Genomic DNA, 16,864 nt, shown 5'->3' with positions numbered 1-16,864 from the left:
CGGATTCAGCTTCCGGTAGGCAGGGTGTCGTGACTGACCAGTGCTTCGTCCCTGGACAAGGTGGGTCCGGGCACCATCTGGCTGACGATCGTCCAGGGCGCCAGACGGGGCGAATTGCCCAGTCCGAGCATCTGCGCCGTCTCCAGGTCGGGCACTCCGTAGCGGATGCCGTTGTCGGCCACATAGAACAGGCTTCCCCGGCGCGGACTGCCCGGTTCGTTTCCGGTGGTCTGAACGAACTCGCCGGACGCGGGCCGGATGTACACGCTGTCGATGCGATCACCGCCGCCGTCCGCGGTAGCCAGCTGAACCGGCTTGGCCGACTCGGGCAGCGGCAGGCGGACGCCGATGAGCATGGAGATCTCGGCACGGTCGCTGGGGGCCTCCGTCACATCCGGTTGCAGGATGCCGGTGCCGCGAGCCTTGGACCACTTCATACAGATGATGGGCCCCTGCTGAGCGTCGACGATCGTCGGCATGCCACCGGGGAAATCGCCGACCGGCATGTGATCCACGACCTCGATGCCGTCCAGAAGATCCGGTGGCAGGGACGGGATCTCGCTCATCCGCAACGAGTCCTCATTGCGAATGAGCTGTGCGGTGAACTCCGAAACGCGCTGCACCCCATCGGCGAGTACGACGTAGTACTCGGGCTCGTCCGCACCCACCAGAGCCGTCACCTTGATGATCCCGCCGACGGGTACCGAGCTGAGCGCGCCGGGCCCCGGCTCGCCCTTCCGGTCGATTGCCGGCGGCGTCAGCGGCGCCACCTCGGTGGCCGCATCCAGTAGGCCGGTGCTGATCGGCCGCGCCGGATGCTTCGAGAGCTCCAGTGCCCGCCGCACGGCATTGTTGTTCGGATCGATCTCAGCGCGCTTGCCGTCGTAGAGCAGATAGGTTTTGTCGCCCTTGGAAACGACAAGCGCGGTATCGGCGTCCACCGCCGCCATCTGATCGCTCAGTACGAGTTCGCCCGCGATAACCGTGGTCTTCGTGCCGGACGAGACGATCTCGTTACCAGAATCGGACAACTCGACCGTATCGCAGAGAGTCCAATCGGATCGGTCCCCCTGCGCGGAGCCCGGCAGCGCCGCGGGCGCACCGGGGATTCCGAGCATGGGACCGCGTGCGGTGGACCCGAGCTTTCCGTCCTTGACCGATGTCGGGGATTCGCTGCTGCCTGCGATCAGCCGGGCCGACGACAGATTGAGCACCGGATGCAGCGTCATCTTGCTCTCGTCCTGCTCATCCCTGACGACGACGTAGAGCGCACCACTGTCCTTGCCCATCACGATATTCGCGTCCCCGATCGCCCCTTGGGGACGCAGGAAGGACATGATCGCGGCACCCGCCACCACCAATATGCCCAGTACCGCACCCGCGATCAGCGAACGGGTCTGCGAACGCATCGGGTCGTGCAGCATGCGCACATCACGGCGCACCAGCGCATGGTCGAGTCGACGCAGCAGGAAACGGTACCCGTTGACTTGGGCACGAGTGGTCAGCTGTGCTGGCACGAATCCTCCATCAGCAGTGCGGGTGGCCGTGGATCACGGCAGCCACCGACCCCCGGGCAACGACTCGATGAGCGCTGAAATCGCCTGTGCGATCCGGTGATCGGTACCGGGCGTCAGAGTGGACCATACCTGCTGGTCGAATGCGAGCCCGGGGGCGGCCACTATCCGGCCCTGCAGGGTGTCGTACACCACCACGGCGCCGGGTGAGCGGTCGGTGAGCCCATCCGCATGCGAGTACACGACGATCTCGGCGTAGGTGTGGCAGGACGCGAGCGTCAGGCCATAGCGGGTCGCGTCCCGGTCGTCCACGCCGAGGCTGTAGACGGCGTCGGCGTAGTCCTCCGATTCCGTCGCGGCATCGAGGCGTTCGACCAGTTCGGTGGAAAGCGCGCTGAAGCTCGCCACTTCCGCGGGCGGACACGGACCAAGTGCCTCGATTATCGGCCGGGCCAGCGCGGAGCCCGACCCGTCGGACCAGATCGGGGCGACATCGACACGGTCACCGCGCCGGACCGCGACGGCGTGGCTGTGGCCGCGTCGAGCCAGGCATACCCGCACCCGATTGTCGCCGAAGACACGCATCGCCAACTCGGTATCCGGTTGGGCCAGCGTGTACAGCGCCGCGGCGGTATCCGAGTCGACTTCACCGTGTGGGTCGAGCACATGGTTCGCGGTCAATTCCGCGACCGCACGCTGCTGCGCCGCCTCCCATTCGGAGTACGTGTCCTGCCGCGGGCCGATGTCGAGTACCAGCGGCAGCGTCTGGATCTCGAGGCGCCCCGCCAGCGCGATCACACCGTCGTTGGTCAGTGTGGTCACGTGGCGGCCTCCTGGGCCGTTCCGGATTCGGTGCCCCGCGACGCCTCCGCGTCGGTGCCGGTCGCGGCGATAGCGGTGTCGGTGGGTACCCGCTGTGCGCTGGGATCGAGACCACCCAGCACCGCGGGTGCGACCTGCATACCCGCGTTGAGGCCGAGGTCGCTGTCGGCGGCGGGTGCGCCGATGGGACTGAACTGCGGAGCGTGCTCCTCGCCAGAGGGCTGTCCGCCGCGCGCCATCGCGGCGGGACTGAGCGGCACCGCGGCAGACGGCTGCGCCGTGGTGACCGGGGTGGCCGGGACCGGCTGTCCGGACGGCACGGTCGTCGGCATGACGGCGCGACCGCGATAGTCCGTCTTCACCGGTGCGATATTGATGGGACCGATACCACCCGGAATCCCGCCCATCCCCGTCGGAGTCGCGGTCGGCTGACTTTCCGCCGGTGCGGCGGCCAGCGTCTCTCCGGTGGTGACCACCGGCGGAGCCTGGTGCTCCCACGGGGTGGCCAGTGATTCCGTCGCCGCCTCGTAGGTGCGCATCACCCGCGACGCCACCGCTTTGGCGGCATCGGCCTCACCGTCCACATGCGCGATCTTGGCCAGCATGGGTGCGCCGAGTGCCGCGCCCACCTGTTCCAAGGTCTTCTGGAGATTGTGAATGGCCTCGACCTCACCGGCATCGGGCATGGCCAGCCGCGCGATCTCGTATGCGGCCGCGTGAGCTTCCGCCTGAGCGGCGTTCGCCGCCGCCGCCTGAGCGGAGGAGAGCAGCCAATCGCGTAGAGCGCGAACCCGGTCGACCACCGTGCGACCGCTCTGCGACTCCCAGGCGCTGTCGAGCAGGCTGAGGATCCGCTCGTACTCGACCGCCGCCGCCGCGAAACCCGCACTCAGCCGTACCCAGGCGAGACCGGCCTCGGCCGCTGGTACGGCTCCGGCGCCCCGTCGCCAGGTCGCGAGCGAGCTGCTCCGGCGGCCTGGCCTCCCAGACCGTCCCGGTGAAGCCGGGTTTCGTCGGTTCCAGCATGGTCCGCTCAGACGACGAGGTCCGCGACGCTGCGCTCCTCGGCCTCACTGAAGCGCGTGGACTGCGCGCGCAGCGTGGCGGCCAACTTGCGCAGCTCGTCGACGCCGAGCCCCCCGCGCTCCTGGAAGGTCGCGGCGACCGCGTTCAGCGTGCTGGAGGCACGGACGGACACCTCATCGGCTCCGGCGGGCATGATGTTGAGCTTCGCCTGCTCACCCAGCAGTCCGGCGGACAGTCGGTCGGCGAGCTCATCCAGCTGCGCCGCGACATCGCGGGCGGCCACCGGATCGAAGCTCACTCCGTGGAATTCGTTCGCGGCCATGGCAATCCTCCTGTTACACCCAGTTTTTCAGAGCGTGAGTTCTTTGTCCGGTGGTTCCTGCAGATCGTCGAACGCGCCGACCACGGGGATCGAAACGCCCTCGATCACGCCGACCACTTCGTCGCCGTGCGATCCGGTCACCAGGTTGGTGTTGCTGCGTTCGGCCCCGGCCGCACCGGCGTCGCCCGCGCGGCCCGCCGCGCCGGCGCCGGTGGGCATCATGCTGGGCGAGGTGGTGGTCCTTGCCGTCTGCGTCTGCGCGGTGGTGCTGGACGAGCGGTTGCTCGGTGAACCGGAACCGAGACCACCGTCGCTAAGGCCGCCTCGGGGTCCGCCGTAATTGCTCAATTGGGAAGGCGATCCGCCGGTGGGGATACCGCCGACCATGCCACCGGGGCTGCCGCCACCGCCGTCACCGCCGTCTACCTCGGTCGGCTTACCGTTCTTGTCCTTCTCATCGTTCTTCGTGCCGGTCGGCGTCGTGGTCGTGGTCGGCGTGGTGCCCGACGGGTTGAGACCGCTGATGATCTCCTGACCGGTATTGCTGATCTTCCCGACCACATCCGACGCCGTGGACACCGCGGTGGTGCCCTTCTCCACCACCTTCGCGGCCACCGTGGGCGCGATGCTGGTGAGCGGCTGCACCGCGGCGTTCACCGCGTTCGCCAGCTGCGCCGCATTGGCGGCGAGCGGAGCGCCCGCGACCAGGACCTTCGTTCCGGCGGCGGCGATCTCCATGGTCTTCACGGTGAGTTCACCGCGTGTCCTCGCCACCACGACACCGGCTTCGGCCGCCGCCTCCGTCGCGAGCCCGATCACGAACGGGAGCCCCGCGGGCGTGGGCAGCAGCGGCGCGGAGGCGATGAGCTGCGCGATGAACTTCGAGATGATGGCGGTGACCTCGGCATAGCCCTGGGCCACCACGCGCTGGGCGTCCAGCAGGATCAGCTTCTGCTGCTGTCCCTGCGCGGCCACCACATGCGCGTCCTTCTGCGCTTGGACGCTCTTCGCCTGAGCGGCGAGTGCGGCATCGCTCACCCAGCCATTGCTGACCTGGTTCATCGCCGCGGAACTCTGGGACGCGGCGGAGGTCAGTACGTCGGCCACCGACGAGAGGAGCGTGGCGGGATTGAATCCCTCCCCCAGGCTGCCGGTGCCGAACCCACCCAGCAGTTCGACCACCGGCTGGATCAGTGCCGTCGGGTCGATGCTCGGCAACGCGGGCAGCTGGAACTCCGGGAACCCCGGAATCTCCGGCAGTTGCGGCAGCTGTGGCAACCCCAGGTCGCGCAATACATCCGAGACAGGACGATCCAGGAATGGCCCAGCCGGGCTGCCGCGCACTACATCGAGGACCGTCGGGTTCGCCGCGTCCGTCACAGGATTGTCGACAGGAAGTTGGCCGCGGAGGTCACCTCGGTGGCCGTATAGGTTCCGACAGCCGCATAAGCCGAGGTGGCCGTGCCCGCGTGCACGGCCGCGATCTCCGCCGAAGACAGCAGGTAGTTACCCTGCGCGACCGCGAACGCCGCCAGGAAATCTTGACCGATCAGCCCGAACACCGGTACCGCCGACGCCAGCGCGGTTGCCACGTCGGCGGCCGCCGCCCCCGCCACCTGAGTGGCGATCCCCGCCTCGGTGCTGCCGTACGCGGTGATTGCGGCGAAATCCGCCTTCACGTCACCGGACATGGTTCCCTCCCAATATCTCGATCTTGGATAAGAGTACAGACGTGAAAACGACTGTGCCAGAGTGCAAAGCGTAAACAGTGCTCTAAGTGAGTGTTAAAAGGACAGTTAAGGTGCCAGCTCGTCGGTGAAGCGCCGCACCAGATCGGCCCGCTGTTCGAATGCGGTCCGCGCCGCCGCAGCGGCCGTGCCGACCACGGCCCGTTCGAGCTCATCGGGGGTCAGCCGCGAGATACCGGAGGTGAACGCCAGATCTCGCAACGCCCCGTTACCGTCGACCTCCACGGTGACATTGCCATCCTCGGACGTCTCGCGTCCCCGCACACCGGACATCGCCTCTCGCAGATCCTGCATGCGATAAACCTGCTGCTGGACGCGCGCCTGTAGCTCGTCCATCGAACCGACCACGTGCCCCCTCCTCACAATGTCCGGAGCCAGCTCCGCGGCTCCATATCGTAATCCTGCTCCTCGACCTGTTCCAGCCGTCGCACCTCGGCCTCGGTCGGCAACCCGCTCAGCGCCAGTGTCGCGGCGCTCGCCCCGAGCGCCTCCATCTGCCTGCGTTTCTCCAGCCCCGCCCGATTCGCCGCGCGCTGACACAGCCGCAATACCTCATTGGCCAGATGCGCCGGATCCCGATGCAACTCGGCCGGATCCACCCGCAGCGCGACCGGCAGCCCCTGCTCGGTGGTCCGCACCTTGATCGTTCCGGTGAGCGATATCGCCGTCACCGTCGGCAATTCCGCCGACGGGGAATCACTGTTCGCCGCCCCCGCGTCCGTCATCCGCAACTCCCTCCCTTACCACTGCGTACGAATACCTTAGGCCATAAGGCCGCGCCGGTGGTCATCGATGCGCCGAGCCGCACCGCCTTCACGAATCGGCACCGCGACCGTCCCGCTCTTCCCTGATCACTTTCACCACGTCGGCGATCCGAACATTGATCATGGATGTGAGCCGACCGTGGTCGGCCGATACCGCGACCCAGGGTGCGGCGTGCGCGATGACGTAGCGGCCGTCGTCGGACAGGTCGCGCCACTCCAGCCGGTGGCGGGTGATGCCCCGCGGACCGAATTTGGACATCCCCTGTTCGATATCGATTGTGCCGATCAGCGACGGCGTCGTGCGCAGGAAGCGCCGCGAGCGGCCCGGCAGCGTCTCCTCCGGCCGGAACCGGGTCGGTGAACGGCCGTACTCGTAATCGAGCCCTTCGCGATCGGCTTCCGGCGGCAGCAGCGCGATTTCCGTCGCATCGCCGGGCTCGGCCGTCGGCAAGGCCGCGACTATCGCATCCGCCAACCGCAGCGGATCGCACTCCGCGACGACGAAACCCCCGCTGTGCGTATATGTCTCACCGGGCAATTGAATCGCCACATAGCCGCGATCCCCCTTTCGGGTCGCCAGTATTCGGATACGTGCGTCGGCGCGTTCCGGATCCCTGCCTGCCCAGCCGTCGACGGTAATGCGAATATCCGGTCGCACCATGGATTCGGCTACCGGCGCGATCGCGGCATCCGCACCGGTACGCAACCGCTCGGCGACTTCCCGCTTCTCCCGCAGATAGTCGAAGTACATCGGCGTCCGGCTGGTGAATACGAACGGGTGCGGTAGGCGATCCTCGCCGAACAATTCCCACAGCACCACGAATTCGAGATCGCCGAACGTCCAGGAGCGCGTCATTTCTCAGCGACCGGCGTCACCGCGACGGGCAGGTCACCCACGGCTTCACCGAGATGCTCGCCGCGTTTCAGGTAGTCCGCCGACTTGCGTTCGCTCCCCTGCGCTCCTACGCCTTGACCTGCCGCGCCCATCGGGACGCCACCCATGGGCGTCGAAGCGTTGGTCCCGGTGGTCGTCGTCGGCAGACCCGCGCGGGCGACGGAACTCGTCTCCGTCTCGGTGGCGACGGTCGCGCGCGGAAACAGCTTGGTGGTCGGATTGGTGGTCGGCGGAACGCCGCCGGGTGAGCCGCCGAGCGGGGACCCGCCACCTGTCCTCGTTTGATCCGCGATGGCCGGAATGGAGGGCGTGGTGGTGAGCACCGGCGTGGTGGGCTGGGTGGTCAGATCGCTCACGACGTCTTGGACGGTCTGCTGCACCGATTCCAAGCCCTGTTGGACCGCCTGCGAAATGGTCTCCACGCCGGATTGCACGGCCGCGATGGCGTGCTGCGCCAATTCCGACAGCTGATCCTCGGCGGTGGTGTCGGTCGGACTGTCGTTCCGGGGGGTGTCCTCCTGCGGGGTGGCCGGGGTGGCCGGCGTCGTCGGCGTCGTCGGCGTCGTCGGAGCCCCTGACGGCGTATCTTGATTCGTCACCCGTGCGCCGCTCGGCGTATTCGGCACACCGGGATCGCCGCTGGGCTGTTCCGGCGTCGGCTCGATCGCCGGGACGGCGCCGACCGGGCTCGTAGGCGTTGGCAACGTGACCAGGGAACTGTTGTAATCGACGAGCCCACCGATATACGACACCTCGCAGGCATTCCGAATCCTGCTCAAAGCCAAGCCCAGGCAACCTTTTTCGCTGTCGTCGCTCAGCAACACATCCTTGTACCGAAGTTGATACATATCACCCGACTGCCGGACGTCCGGTGTCGGCGACTCCGGCATCCACTCGCGGGTGGCACGCAGCCAGCCCGCGGCGCGCAGCAGCCCGTTCTCGACCTCGAGCATCGCTGCGGTCAAGGGCGCGGTGTCGTCGGCGTAGGTGTTCACGGCGGATATCGCCGTCGCCGCCGCCGGCCCGCGCCAATTGTTCTGAATGGTGCCGATTCCCGTCCGGAAATGCCCGAAGACCTTGTCGAGCTCCTTACGCATCAGCTCCCAGTCGATGGCGGCGGCGACAGCGATATCCGGCTTGATCGCCTGCCCCAGCCCGTAGAAGGCGTCCCACTGCTTGTGAAACGGGTTCTCCGGCCAGACGACCCGGGGACTGTCGGCGGGCGGTTGGTACTTCGAGTAGTCCACGGCGTCATATGACTGCAGGACACGGGTATTCGGCGTACCGAAAGCGGCTACCGCGTCCGGCACCACGACCCGTCCCGACATCTCTTCGACACTCGTCCGCACGACACCCGGGATATACGGCTCGGTGGGCATCTTGCGATCGAGCGCGGCCCGGAACCCGTCCTCGGACTCCCCCTCTGCCTCCAGGTACTTCTTGGCCGCCGATCGGAAGACCTCGGCCATGGCGCCCACGATGCCGAGATGGGAGGCCACGATGCCCTCCATATCCCGCGCCAGTTCCCGAAAACCCTGGGTCCACTGGATTCCGGAGCTGAACACCCCCGCGGGTCCCGCGAAGTCGGCCAGCCCCGTGACGTTCGCCAGCGTGGTCCGCACCGACAGCAGATGCCCGATCAAGCTGTCGCACTCTCGCAGCGCATCGTCAACCGCCTTGGGCTGGAACTCCAGTTCCCCGTCCGCCACCTTGCCCTGCAATTGATCGAACGACACGGTTTCACCAGCCACGAGCGGCCCTCCCCACTGCGCAGTTCCACTTCCGGCCCCGCCACTCCGGACGCGGCCCGCCCAGCTTGCCCCATCCCCAACCCCCACCGCCACCCGAAGGAGGTCGATCGTGTGCCGAGTCCTGCCCAGGAACAAGAGTGCGCCGTGATCTCTGCAGGGTTCATATCGACACCCAGCCCCCGCTTCCATCCAGCACCAGTTCCCGACGAGCACCATTCGAGCGTGGCCATGGTGGGAATGGTCCGGACAGGCGGGGGCTCGCCCACGTCATAGTGTGGGCGAGCCCATCGCATAATACGAGGTCAGACAGCGCTACGCGCCTGAAAACCCGTCGTAGACAGCCTTGTCAGCCGACTTCGCATTGACGAGCGCGTTGCCGACCGCCTCGGAGAGCTTATTGAGGATGTAGATGGTGGAGCCGGGTTCCGCTCCATCAGCCGAGCCGAACTCCTGGTCCCAGGCATCCTTCGCCTGCTTGAAGGCGACGAAGCCCTCGTTGCCCTCCCAGGCGTTCATCAGGTTGGTCGCAGCGGTCTGCAGTTCGGACGCCTGGCCAACCAGCTTATCCTTGAGTCCGACAAGGGACTCCTGCAGTTCGGTAAGAGCCGCTTCGTTGTACTTCATGTGTCGAATCCTTTCGAAAGTCTATGGCGGATCTTTATCAGAGATTCGTCAGATGCGGCGACGCGGCGCGACCGTGGTTACCATCGGCATTCTTGAAGTAGTCCTCGTTGTCGGCTTCCATCGTCTCGTACTTGGTGTTGCCCTCGCCGACCAGTTCCGTCAGGCGGTTGAGGACGCTCTGGACCCGCTGGGCCTCGTCCTCCCAATTGCTGGCCGCACCGTCGAACGCCTGGTTCGCCGTGCCTTCCCAACCCCGCTTCACGGCACCGGCGGCCTCGGTGACCTGATTGATAGTGACGCGGATCGCGGTGACCGCGTCGGCCATATCCTCCGCGACGCCCTTGGCACCGAACGCCTCGAAGTTAATTTCACCACTCATGTTTTCCACCCTCCTATGGGACAGCTCTATCGGTCATGTGATTTTCGGTCGTGTTCGTACACAGAGGTGGGGCACTCACCCCTCTCCGGGCACGGACGACGGGATCGCATGGGGCATCCGAGGATTGGAGCCGACCGCGCATACCAGTGACGGCGGCCGTGGGCCGGACAGCCTGATAGCTGTCGGCAAGCCGGTTCCGGATTTCATCGTCATGGCACCCCCCGCACTGCGGATCATAGCGTGTCCCGCCCGTTATAGGGCCAGGGCCTGGTCCGGTCGGTCGTCGCCGGATGTGTCAGCGGTGGGCTTCCCCGCGCCGACCACCGGCATTGCGGCCTTGTCGATTTCGCCGACCACCTCGTCGCCGTGTTGTTCGGTGACCAGGTGAGTGCGCAGGCCGTCCGTACTGGAGTCTTCTCCGGCGCGGGCGGCGCCCATGGCTCCGGCCGCCCCCATGGGCATCATGCCGGGGCCGCCGGCCATGGTGTTCCCGCGGAGGCCGCCGGTGGAATTATTGGGGGCCGTCGGGGAGGTCGGGGCGGCACTGGCCGCGTTGAGGCTGGTGTTGACCTGGCGGCCGCCGCCCCATTCGGCGAGGGGGCGCGCCGCGGCGGCGGCACCCGCCGCACCACCGAGTGCGCCGACCGCCGGGGTGGCGAGTGGGGCTCCGCCGCCTGCGGTGATGTCACCGATCTTCTTCTCGTCCGAATCCTCCGGTGTCTTGGGCGGATTCAGGGCGGTGTGGGTGTCGGAGACAGCTTTCACGCCGGTGGTCGCGGCATTGGCCAGGGTCGGCAGGATCGACATGAGCTGCGACATGATCTGGGATGAGTCGACGCCCGTCGGCGCATTGGTGACGGGGACCTTCTGGCCGGTGGCGGACATCTCCGCGCTGTGCGCGGTGAGCTCGGCGCGGGTGATGCCGACGACTGTGAGCGCCTCGGCGAGGGTCTCGGTCGTCGCGGCGAGGACGAACGCCTGGCCCGGTGGTGTGGCGATGAAGGGGCCCGCAGCGGCGAGGGAGGCCATGTACTTGGCCATGATGGCCGACATCTGGGTGGCGCCGCGGAAGACGGTGCCGGAAGCGGCCACCACACCGGCCGAGGTCGCCGCACTCTGCGAGGCCACCGCCGCGGTGTCCTTGCCGGCCTGCGCGCTCTTGTCGGCGGCAGCGTTCGCGCCCATACCCTGCCACAGGCTCATCACCGCCTGCAGGACCGAGGTACCGAGCTGCATGACGGTCTGGATACCGGTGGAAACCTGCGACAGCAACTGCGCGGGATCGACCGGGGCGGCGGTATTCTGCGGTTCGGCGCCCGCCTCGCCGACCGGCGCACCGCTGCCGTCGGTGGTCGGGGCGGGCGCGGCGCTGGGCAGAACTCCGGTACCGAAGCTGCTGGCCAGATTGGTGATCGGCTGCAGCAGCCCGGACAGGTCCAACAGCGGCAGCGGCGGCATATCGGGCAGCGGTGGCATGGCTGTCAGGTCGGGCAACCCGGGTAGGCCCATCTCCTGCAACACATCGCCCACCGGGCGATCGATCATCGGCCCGATCGCACTCTGCCGCAATAGGTCGACGACGGACTGATCGAGCGGCGCATCCATCATGCGCGACCGATCGCGCCGAATTCGGTGGCCGTCGTGTCCTCATGGGTCTGATAGGCACCCGCGCCCCCGTAGGCGGTGGCGGCGGTAGCGGCGTGCACCACGGCGAGCTCACTGACCGACAGCAGGTTGTTGGCCTGGGCGACCGCGAAGGACGCCAGGAAATCCTGCCCGATCAAACCGAATACCGGTACGACGGCCGCCACGCTGGCCGCTTGGTTGGCGGCACCCATGGTGCCGACCTCCACGGCCATCGCTGCGGCAGCATCGCCGTAGCGGCGGATCGCTTCGGGAACTGCGACGATCTCGTTCATCGAAAACCTCTGCCACGCAATCCGATCAAGGTGTCTGTTGGACAATGTATCCGATCATCCGCCCAATCTCCTGGCCATCGGCTGGAGATCACGCGAAGGGCACGTAAAGAAACGGTGACACGCCGAGGTCACCGATTCCGAGAAAGCGACTCGGCGATCTCCTCATTGAACGCGGTGATCAGCTCACCACGCTGCGAGAATGCCTGCGCCGCCGCCCGCTTGGCGGTGGACACCAACACTTCCTCGAATTCGCGCGGCGATAGCCGAGTAATCGCCGATGACAGATCGAGATCGCACATCATGCCGTTTCCATCCACTTCAACGGTCACAGATCCATCGGTCGACGTCTCCCGCACTCTAATGCTGGACATTTGCTCGTTCAGCTCATGCATCCGATGCAGTTGACGCCGAGCGCGGTCCTCCATTTCATCCATGACCCCGCTCATACCGACCACAACCAGCTCTGCGGCTCGACGTCGTAGTCCTGCTCTTCCGCCATCTCCTGCTGCGCGACGTCCTCGGCCTTGGGCAGGCCGGTCAGTGCCAACATCTCGCTCGGCATCCCGGCGGCCTCCAACTGCTCCCGCCGCGCCATGCCCGCCCGATTGCCCGCCTGCCGGCACAGCCGGAGAATCTCACCGGCGAGTTCTCCGGGCTGCCTTCGCAACTCGTCGGCTTCGATATTGATGCCGGTCGGCAACCCCTGTTCAGTGGTGTGGACCGTGATCGAACCGGTCCGTGTACTCGCTGTCGACATGAGGCCCTCATCCATCGTTGTCGTTACCGGCCAGTATAAGTCCGCACAGTGAGCCCTACGCCCGCTCCTTCCGGATCGCCCGCACGACTTCGGCGATCTCCGAATTCACCAGCACGGTCGAGCGTTCGGCGTCCACGCCGGTGGCGACCGGCGGGTCGTCACCGGTGACCGCGTATCTGCCGTCATCGACGATATCGCGCCACCGCAAACGCCGAGCCGACACTCCGTTCGGGCCGAATCATGAACTGCCCTAATCTATTTCGACGGTTCATAAGCCGATCGTCGCCGCTCGCGCGCTCCGTCCCGGCTCCGCGGTCGACGGCGCCTCGACCACCGCGTCCCCCAGCAACAGGGCGTCGTACTCGGTAACGGACATAGCCGCGGCCATGCCAGACCGTCTCATCGGGCAACTGCCGCAGCGAATATCCTTCACCACGATGGCGAACGGTCAGTAAACGGACGGTGCTGCGCGGGTTTTCCCGATCGCCGTCGACACTGCCGGTGACCACGATGCGGGTGTCCCGATGCCGACGCCGTCACTGATCGACGACGCGCCGCGACACCACCTGCGTGCCGCCGATCGCCTCATCGAGGTGCTCCGCCGATTCCAGATAGGCGGCGCGCTCGCGGGCCAAGGATCGGTGACTTCGCTCATTCGTTGCGCCCCTCGTCACTACAACGTTGCCCGCTCATCTTTGATCGCCTGGACGACCACCGCGATCTCATTGTTGATGAGCGTGACCATGCGTTTGGCGTCGACGCCGGTGGCGTAGGGCGGATTGTCGTGGACGACCAGATAGCGACCGTCGTCGACGACATCCCGCCATTCGAGGACGCGAGTCACTCGTCCGCGTGGACCGAACCGCGAAGTGCCCTGCGTGATTTCGATGCCGCCCAAGCCCGTGAATGCGGCCTGCAGGAACTCCTGACCGGCCCGTCCGACGGGATCGTCGAACGAATCCCACAGCATCGAATCGTCGTGGACCATTCGGTCGGCGCCGTCGGCATTCGAGGGCAGTTGGATCTGAGACTTCTGCCCGGACTTGATCTCCGGCAGTGCGGCCACCACCCCATCGGCCAGCGCGAATGGATCGCATTCGGTGATGGTGAACTCACCGCCGTCGTCTGGGGAGTCCCCCGGCAGCTGCGTCAGCACGTAGCCACTACCACCGTAACGGACAGCGTGCATTCGAATGCTGCCCGTCGGATCCGAACGGATATCGCCGTGCAGGCCCCGGATGATCATCCTGATGTCCGGCCGAGCGGCTACCTCCAATGCCTCCCACACTGCGGTGTCCAGTGTGGATTGCAGCCGCTCCCGAACCTCTCGCTTCTCCCGAAGAAAATCGTCGTACCAGTGTGTTCGGCTCCGGAAGACGAACGGGCGCGGTAATAGATTCTCCTTCAGGGTCTCCCACGCCACCACGAATTCGAGGCCGGTCAATGTCCAGGTCTGGTTCATCAGTCGGTCTTCTCGACAACAGGCTTGACCACACGCAATGCGTCGCCGATCGCTTCTTCGAGGTGCTCGGTGGAATCAAGGAACGCGGGCCGTTTGTGCTCCTTGCCTTCACTTCCGGCTCCTCGGCCCGCCGCACCCGCCGGACCGGGGCTACCCGGCATCATGCCGGGCGTGCCGACTCCGCGCGCACTCATCGCGGCGGTACCCGCGGTGACGCCTCCGAGACCAGCACGGGGGAACAGCTTGGAAGCCTCGAGGTTTCGTACAGCCGGTGCTCCGCCTCCGGCCCCGCCGCCGCTGCCAGCCAGCTTCGGATCGGGACCGGGCATGCCGGGAATCCCTCCCGGGTTCGTGGGCAGGCTGGCACGCTGCCTCGCCAACTCCTGTGCGGCTTGCTGTGCGGCCTGTTGAGCGGCCTGCTGTGCCGCCGACAGCGCCTGCTGGCCCGTCGCCATGGCAGACTGCACTGCCTGCTCGGCTCCGTTCAACCCCGATCCGCTGTTCCGCGACTCCTGCTGTTGCGCTTGCCGCCGCGCCGCTTCGGCCGCCTGACGCTGCTGTTCAGCCCAGCGCTGCGCTTCGCGCCGGGCGGCTTCCGCCGCCGGGTCGGAGACTCGCTGTGGGCTGGTACCCGATGGTGAGGCCGCCGATGGCGCGAAGGCCGGAATCGTCGGAGAGCCGCCGGAGGAACCGCCCCCCGTGAACGCACCCGAGCCACCGGCTCCACCCGCACCGGTACCCCCGCCCCCGGACCCGGACCCGGTACCGTTTCCGGTACCGCCCTTGTCATCGTCTTTCTGGTCCAGCGGAGGCAGCTCGGGAATATTCGTGAAGGACGCGATCGGGGACGGCAGCACCGGCACAGCCTTGGCGGCCTTGGAAATCCCCTGGGTATACGTTTCGTCCATGTTCTTCTGGTACTGCCCGGTCGGATCCTCGTAGAGGATCGGCACCTGTGTTCCGCCGTATGTAACGCCCTCCTTATGAAAGTAATGGCCTCCCTCGGTCGTATAGAGACCGGTTTCCTTTCCCGCCGGGTTCGTTGGACTCTGCGGCATGCTGACACGCGTCGCTTCCAGCCAGCCGGAAAGGTCTGCGAGACTCCGCCCGGTCGTGTCCATGGCCTCGACAAGTGGCGTGACGCTGGTGAGATAGCCTTTCACAGCGCGATCAGCGGCTTCCTTTCCCTCGCCTTTCCACTGCTCGAGCTTGGAACCGGTCATCAGATTCGAGAAGTCCGTGAAGGCCGTATTGACACGTTCTGCCAGCCACACCCAGGAATTCGCCACACTCAGTACAGTGTGAGGACGCATATCCTGGCCAAGTTGGTAGAGGGTCTCGTACTTCTGCTCGTACGGATTCACCGTCCGCACATACTGCTCCGAGAAACCACCTTCGAAGTCCGTCACGTCCTCGGACTGGTCCTGGACATCGTGTGCTTCCGGAGGCTTGTTGTTTTTCCACTCCAGATCCTCATGGGAGTTCTTGCCTTCGGCCACCCCAGGAATACTGAGGGTCCCGTACCGGCCGCCCACCATGATGGGTACTGCCACATCTTCGTCGAACGGCTTCGGCTTCTCGATGCCGTCGAACATACTCTCATTGCCTTCTTCGGCACCCTCCATCGTCTTGCCAGCGGCGATGAAGGTGTCGATCATGTCGTTGAGGATGTCCTCATGCTCCTTGAGAACGTCACCCGCCCTGACGCCGGCGTCGCTGAACACGCCGGCAACCGCGACGCCATCACTGAGCTGAGAGAGTTGTGGGACGTCCCCGTTCACACCGATGTACCACTTCAGCGCCTGCACCGATTCCAGCAGCCCGATTGCCGCATTCGCGGCGTCCTTGGCCATCTGGGGTTCGAACTCCAACTCCCCGGCTGCCGCATAGTCACTGATCGTGGGCCAGGGATTGGTAGCGCTCTCGCCAGCCATACGTTGTGCTCCTGACTGTCTCGGGTACATCGGGGCCGCGTGCTCAGCCGTTGCCGCTCTTCATATCCTGACATGTTTCGGCCGACATGGCGCCACCACGTAACGGGCGAACCGCTTCGTCGGCACGAAAACTGCTCGGGCATGGTGCAATACGATGGCAGCGATGAGTCTGCCGGCGGCATAACAGTGATCCAACCAGACATGAACGGCTGGTTGGATCGATCCCATCAGCTGCTTTCATCCACGAACCGGTAGTAGGTCGCTCGGTTTGGGCGCAACAGCGCCCGCATGAAGCCCGGTCCTGCCGAGGCGGGAACTCGACCTGCGGGAGCAGGGATACCCGTTTTGAAGTAATCCCATGCGAGCGCGCCCCACTCGGCGTCGAGAACTGTTAGTGCTACACCATCGGTCGGGTTCCAGGTGAACTCCGCGACCTTCTCTGGGCGTAGGTCGCGTGCGTAAGAATAGAGTACGACGCGGGTCGGGTCGGGCTGGTCCGCGGACTCCCGTCCCTCGGCAGCGGCGAAGATCCGAACCCGTCGGCCAGGGGCCGCCAGCACATTGCTGACGAACAGGCCGAAGTCGAAGTCCTCGAAATCCTCCCGGAACATGCCGAAGCTCGCGTCCTGCCGTAGCTCGTTCAGGGTGGTGGGATATTCGAAGCGACGGGGAGATTCGTCGATACGATGGATATCCAACCGTGCCGTAGCGGGATCCGCTTGCTCCCAATGGATTCGCGTTCCGGGATGTTCGAGGGCGAACGTCTCGTCACCGATGTGGAGAAACAAGCCGGTGGCACCTCGGTAGAACACGGCGGTACCGGCGGCACCGAGTACTCCGAAGCATCCCGCGGGCTCCACACCGTCGGGCAACTCCGCCCGGTCGAATACGCGCAGCGCGCCGGTCTCCGGATCGAATTCGGCCACCTGCGAGTGCTTGTCGAAGGA

At 66.1% G+C, this 16,864-nt stretch carries 20 protein-coding genes; all 20 read right to left on the bottom strand.

Features of this window, described 5'->3' with window-relative positions; translation table 11 throughout:
- Positions 1 to 5: 5 nt before the first annotated feature.
- Positions 6 to 1,517, bottom strand: a complete 1,512-nt coding sequence (eccB, locus tag QMO76_RS07085; RefSeq protein ID WP_306360379.1) for a type VII secretion protein EccB — start codon at positions 1,515 to 1,517, stop codon at positions 6 to 8.
- A 33-nt stretch (positions 1,518 to 1,550) separates the two neighbouring features.
- Positions 1,551 to 2,336 (bottom strand): ESX secretion-associated protein EspG, encoded by a 786-nt coding sequence (locus QMO76_RS07080; RefSeq protein WP_306360378.1) that lies wholly within the window; start codon positions 2,334 to 2,336, stop codon positions 1,551 to 1,553.
- Entirely contained in the window at positions 2,333 to 3,229 is an 897-nt protein-coding gene (locus QMO76_RS07075; RefSeq protein WP_306360638.1) for a PPE domain-containing protein, read from the bottom strand. Before QMO76_RS07075 ends, QMO76_RS07080 begins: the two co-directional genes overlap by 4 nt.
- 140 nt (positions 3,230 to 3,369) lie before the next feature.
- Positions 3,370 to 3,684, bottom strand: a complete 315-nt coding sequence (locus QMO76_RS07070; RefSeq protein ID WP_306360377.1) for a PE family protein — start codon at positions 3,682 to 3,684, stop codon at positions 3,370 to 3,372.
- Between the two features lie 27 nt (positions 3,685 to 3,711).
- Positions 3,712 to 4,977, bottom strand: coding sequence for a hypothetical protein (locus tag QMO76_RS07065; RefSeq protein ID WP_306360376.1), 1,266 nt, complete (start codon positions 4,975 to 4,977; stop codon positions 3,712 to 3,714).
- 83 nt (positions 4,978 to 5,060) lie between these two features.
- Complete coding sequence (locus QMO76_RS07060; RefSeq protein WP_306360375.1) at positions 5,061 to 5,375, bottom strand: hypothetical protein; 315 nt, start codon at positions 5,373 to 5,375, stop codon at positions 5,061 to 5,063.
- 105 nt (positions 5,376 to 5,480) lie between these two features.
- Positions 5,481 to 5,780, bottom strand: a complete 300-nt coding sequence (locus tag QMO76_RS07055; protein ID WP_306360374.1) for a YbaB/EbfC family nucleoid-associated protein — start codon at positions 5,778 to 5,780, stop codon at positions 5,481 to 5,483.
- Positions 5,781 to 5,791: 11 nt separating this feature from the next.
- Positions 5,792 to 6,157 (bottom strand): hypothetical protein, encoded by a 366-nt coding sequence (locus QMO76_RS07050; RefSeq protein WP_306360373.1) that lies wholly within the window; start codon positions 6,155 to 6,157, stop codon positions 5,792 to 5,794.
- A gap of 88 nt (positions 6,158 to 6,245) precedes the next feature.
- Positions 6,246 to 7,052, bottom strand: a complete 807-nt coding sequence (locus tag QMO76_RS07045) for an ESX secretion-associated protein EspG (RefSeq protein ID WP_306360372.1) — start codon at positions 7,050 to 7,052, stop codon at positions 6,246 to 6,248.
- Positions 7,049 to 8,842 (bottom strand): hypothetical protein, encoded by a 1,794-nt coding sequence (locus QMO76_RS07040; protein WP_306360371.1) that lies wholly within the window; start codon positions 8,840 to 8,842, stop codon positions 7,049 to 7,051. The genes QMO76_RS07045 and QMO76_RS07040 overlap by 4 nt, the downstream gene beginning before the upstream one ends.
- 312 nt (positions 8,843 to 9,154) lie before the next feature.
- Positions 9,155 to 9,466: a hypothetical protein gene (locus tag QMO76_RS07035; protein ID WP_306360370.1), complete on the bottom strand. Its 312-nt coding sequence runs from the start codon at positions 9,464 to 9,466 to the stop codon at positions 9,155 to 9,157.
- 37 nt (positions 9,467 to 9,503) lie between these two features.
- Positions 9,504 to 9,845 (bottom strand): WXG100 family type VII secretion target, encoded by a 342-nt coding sequence (locus QMO76_RS07030; RefSeq protein WP_306360369.1) that lies wholly within the window; start codon positions 9,843 to 9,845, stop codon positions 9,504 to 9,506.
- 252 nt (positions 9,846 to 10,097) lie between these two features.
- Entirely contained in the window at positions 10,098 to 11,390 is a 1,293-nt protein-coding gene (locus tag QMO76_RS07025) for a hypothetical protein (protein ID WP_306360368.1), read from the bottom strand.
- Between the two features lie 59 nt (positions 11,391 to 11,449).
- The gene (locus tag QMO76_RS07020; protein WP_306360367.1) at positions 11,450 to 11,764 is read right to left on the bottom strand and encodes a type VII secretion target; all 315 of its coding nucleotides are present in this window, start codon (positions 11,762 to 11,764) and stop codon (positions 11,450 to 11,452) included.
- 128 nt (positions 11,765 to 11,892) lie between these two features.
- Entirely contained in the window at positions 11,893 to 12,198 is a 306-nt protein-coding gene (locus tag QMO76_RS07015; RefSeq protein ID WP_306360366.1) for a YbaB/EbfC family nucleoid-associated protein, read from the bottom strand.
- An 8-nt stretch (positions 12,199 to 12,206) separates the two neighbouring features.
- Positions 12,207 to 12,521: a hypothetical protein gene (locus tag QMO76_RS07010; RefSeq protein ID WP_306360365.1), complete on the bottom strand. Its 315-nt coding sequence runs from the start codon at positions 12,519 to 12,521 to the stop codon at positions 12,207 to 12,209.
- Between the two features lie 55 nt (positions 12,522 to 12,576).
- Entirely contained in the window at positions 12,577 to 12,729 is a 153-nt protein-coding gene (locus tag QMO76_RS07005; protein ID WP_306360364.1) for a hypothetical protein, read from the bottom strand.
- A gap of 465 nt (positions 12,730 to 13,194) precedes the next feature.
- On the bottom strand, positions 13,195 to 13,983 hold the full coding sequence (locus QMO76_RS07000) for an ESX secretion-associated protein EspG (RefSeq protein ID WP_306360363.1): 789 nt from the start codon (positions 13,981 to 13,983) through the stop codon (positions 13,195 to 13,197).
- On the bottom strand, positions 13,983 to 15,917 hold the full coding sequence (locus QMO76_RS06995; protein ID WP_306360362.1) for a hypothetical protein: 1,935 nt from the start codon (positions 15,915 to 15,917) through the stop codon (positions 13,983 to 13,985). Before QMO76_RS06995 ends, QMO76_RS07000 begins: the two co-directional genes overlap by 1 nt.
- A gap of 227 nt (positions 15,918 to 16,144) precedes the next feature.
- Positions 16,145 to 16,843 carry a hypothetical protein gene (locus QMO76_RS06990; RefSeq protein WP_306360361.1) on the bottom strand — a complete coding sequence of 233 codons (699 nt, stop codon included), beginning with the start codon at positions 16,841 to 16,843 and terminating at the stop codon, positions 16,145 to 16,147.
- Positions 16,844 to 16,864: the final 21 nt, after the last annotated feature.

This window comes from Nocardia sp. CC227C, from assembly GCF_030767025.1.
Classification (GTDB): domain Bacteria; phylum Actinomycetota; class Actinomycetes; order Mycobacteriales; family Mycobacteriaceae; genus Nocardia.
This window is presented reverse-complemented; position numbering and strand designations above follow the sequence as displayed.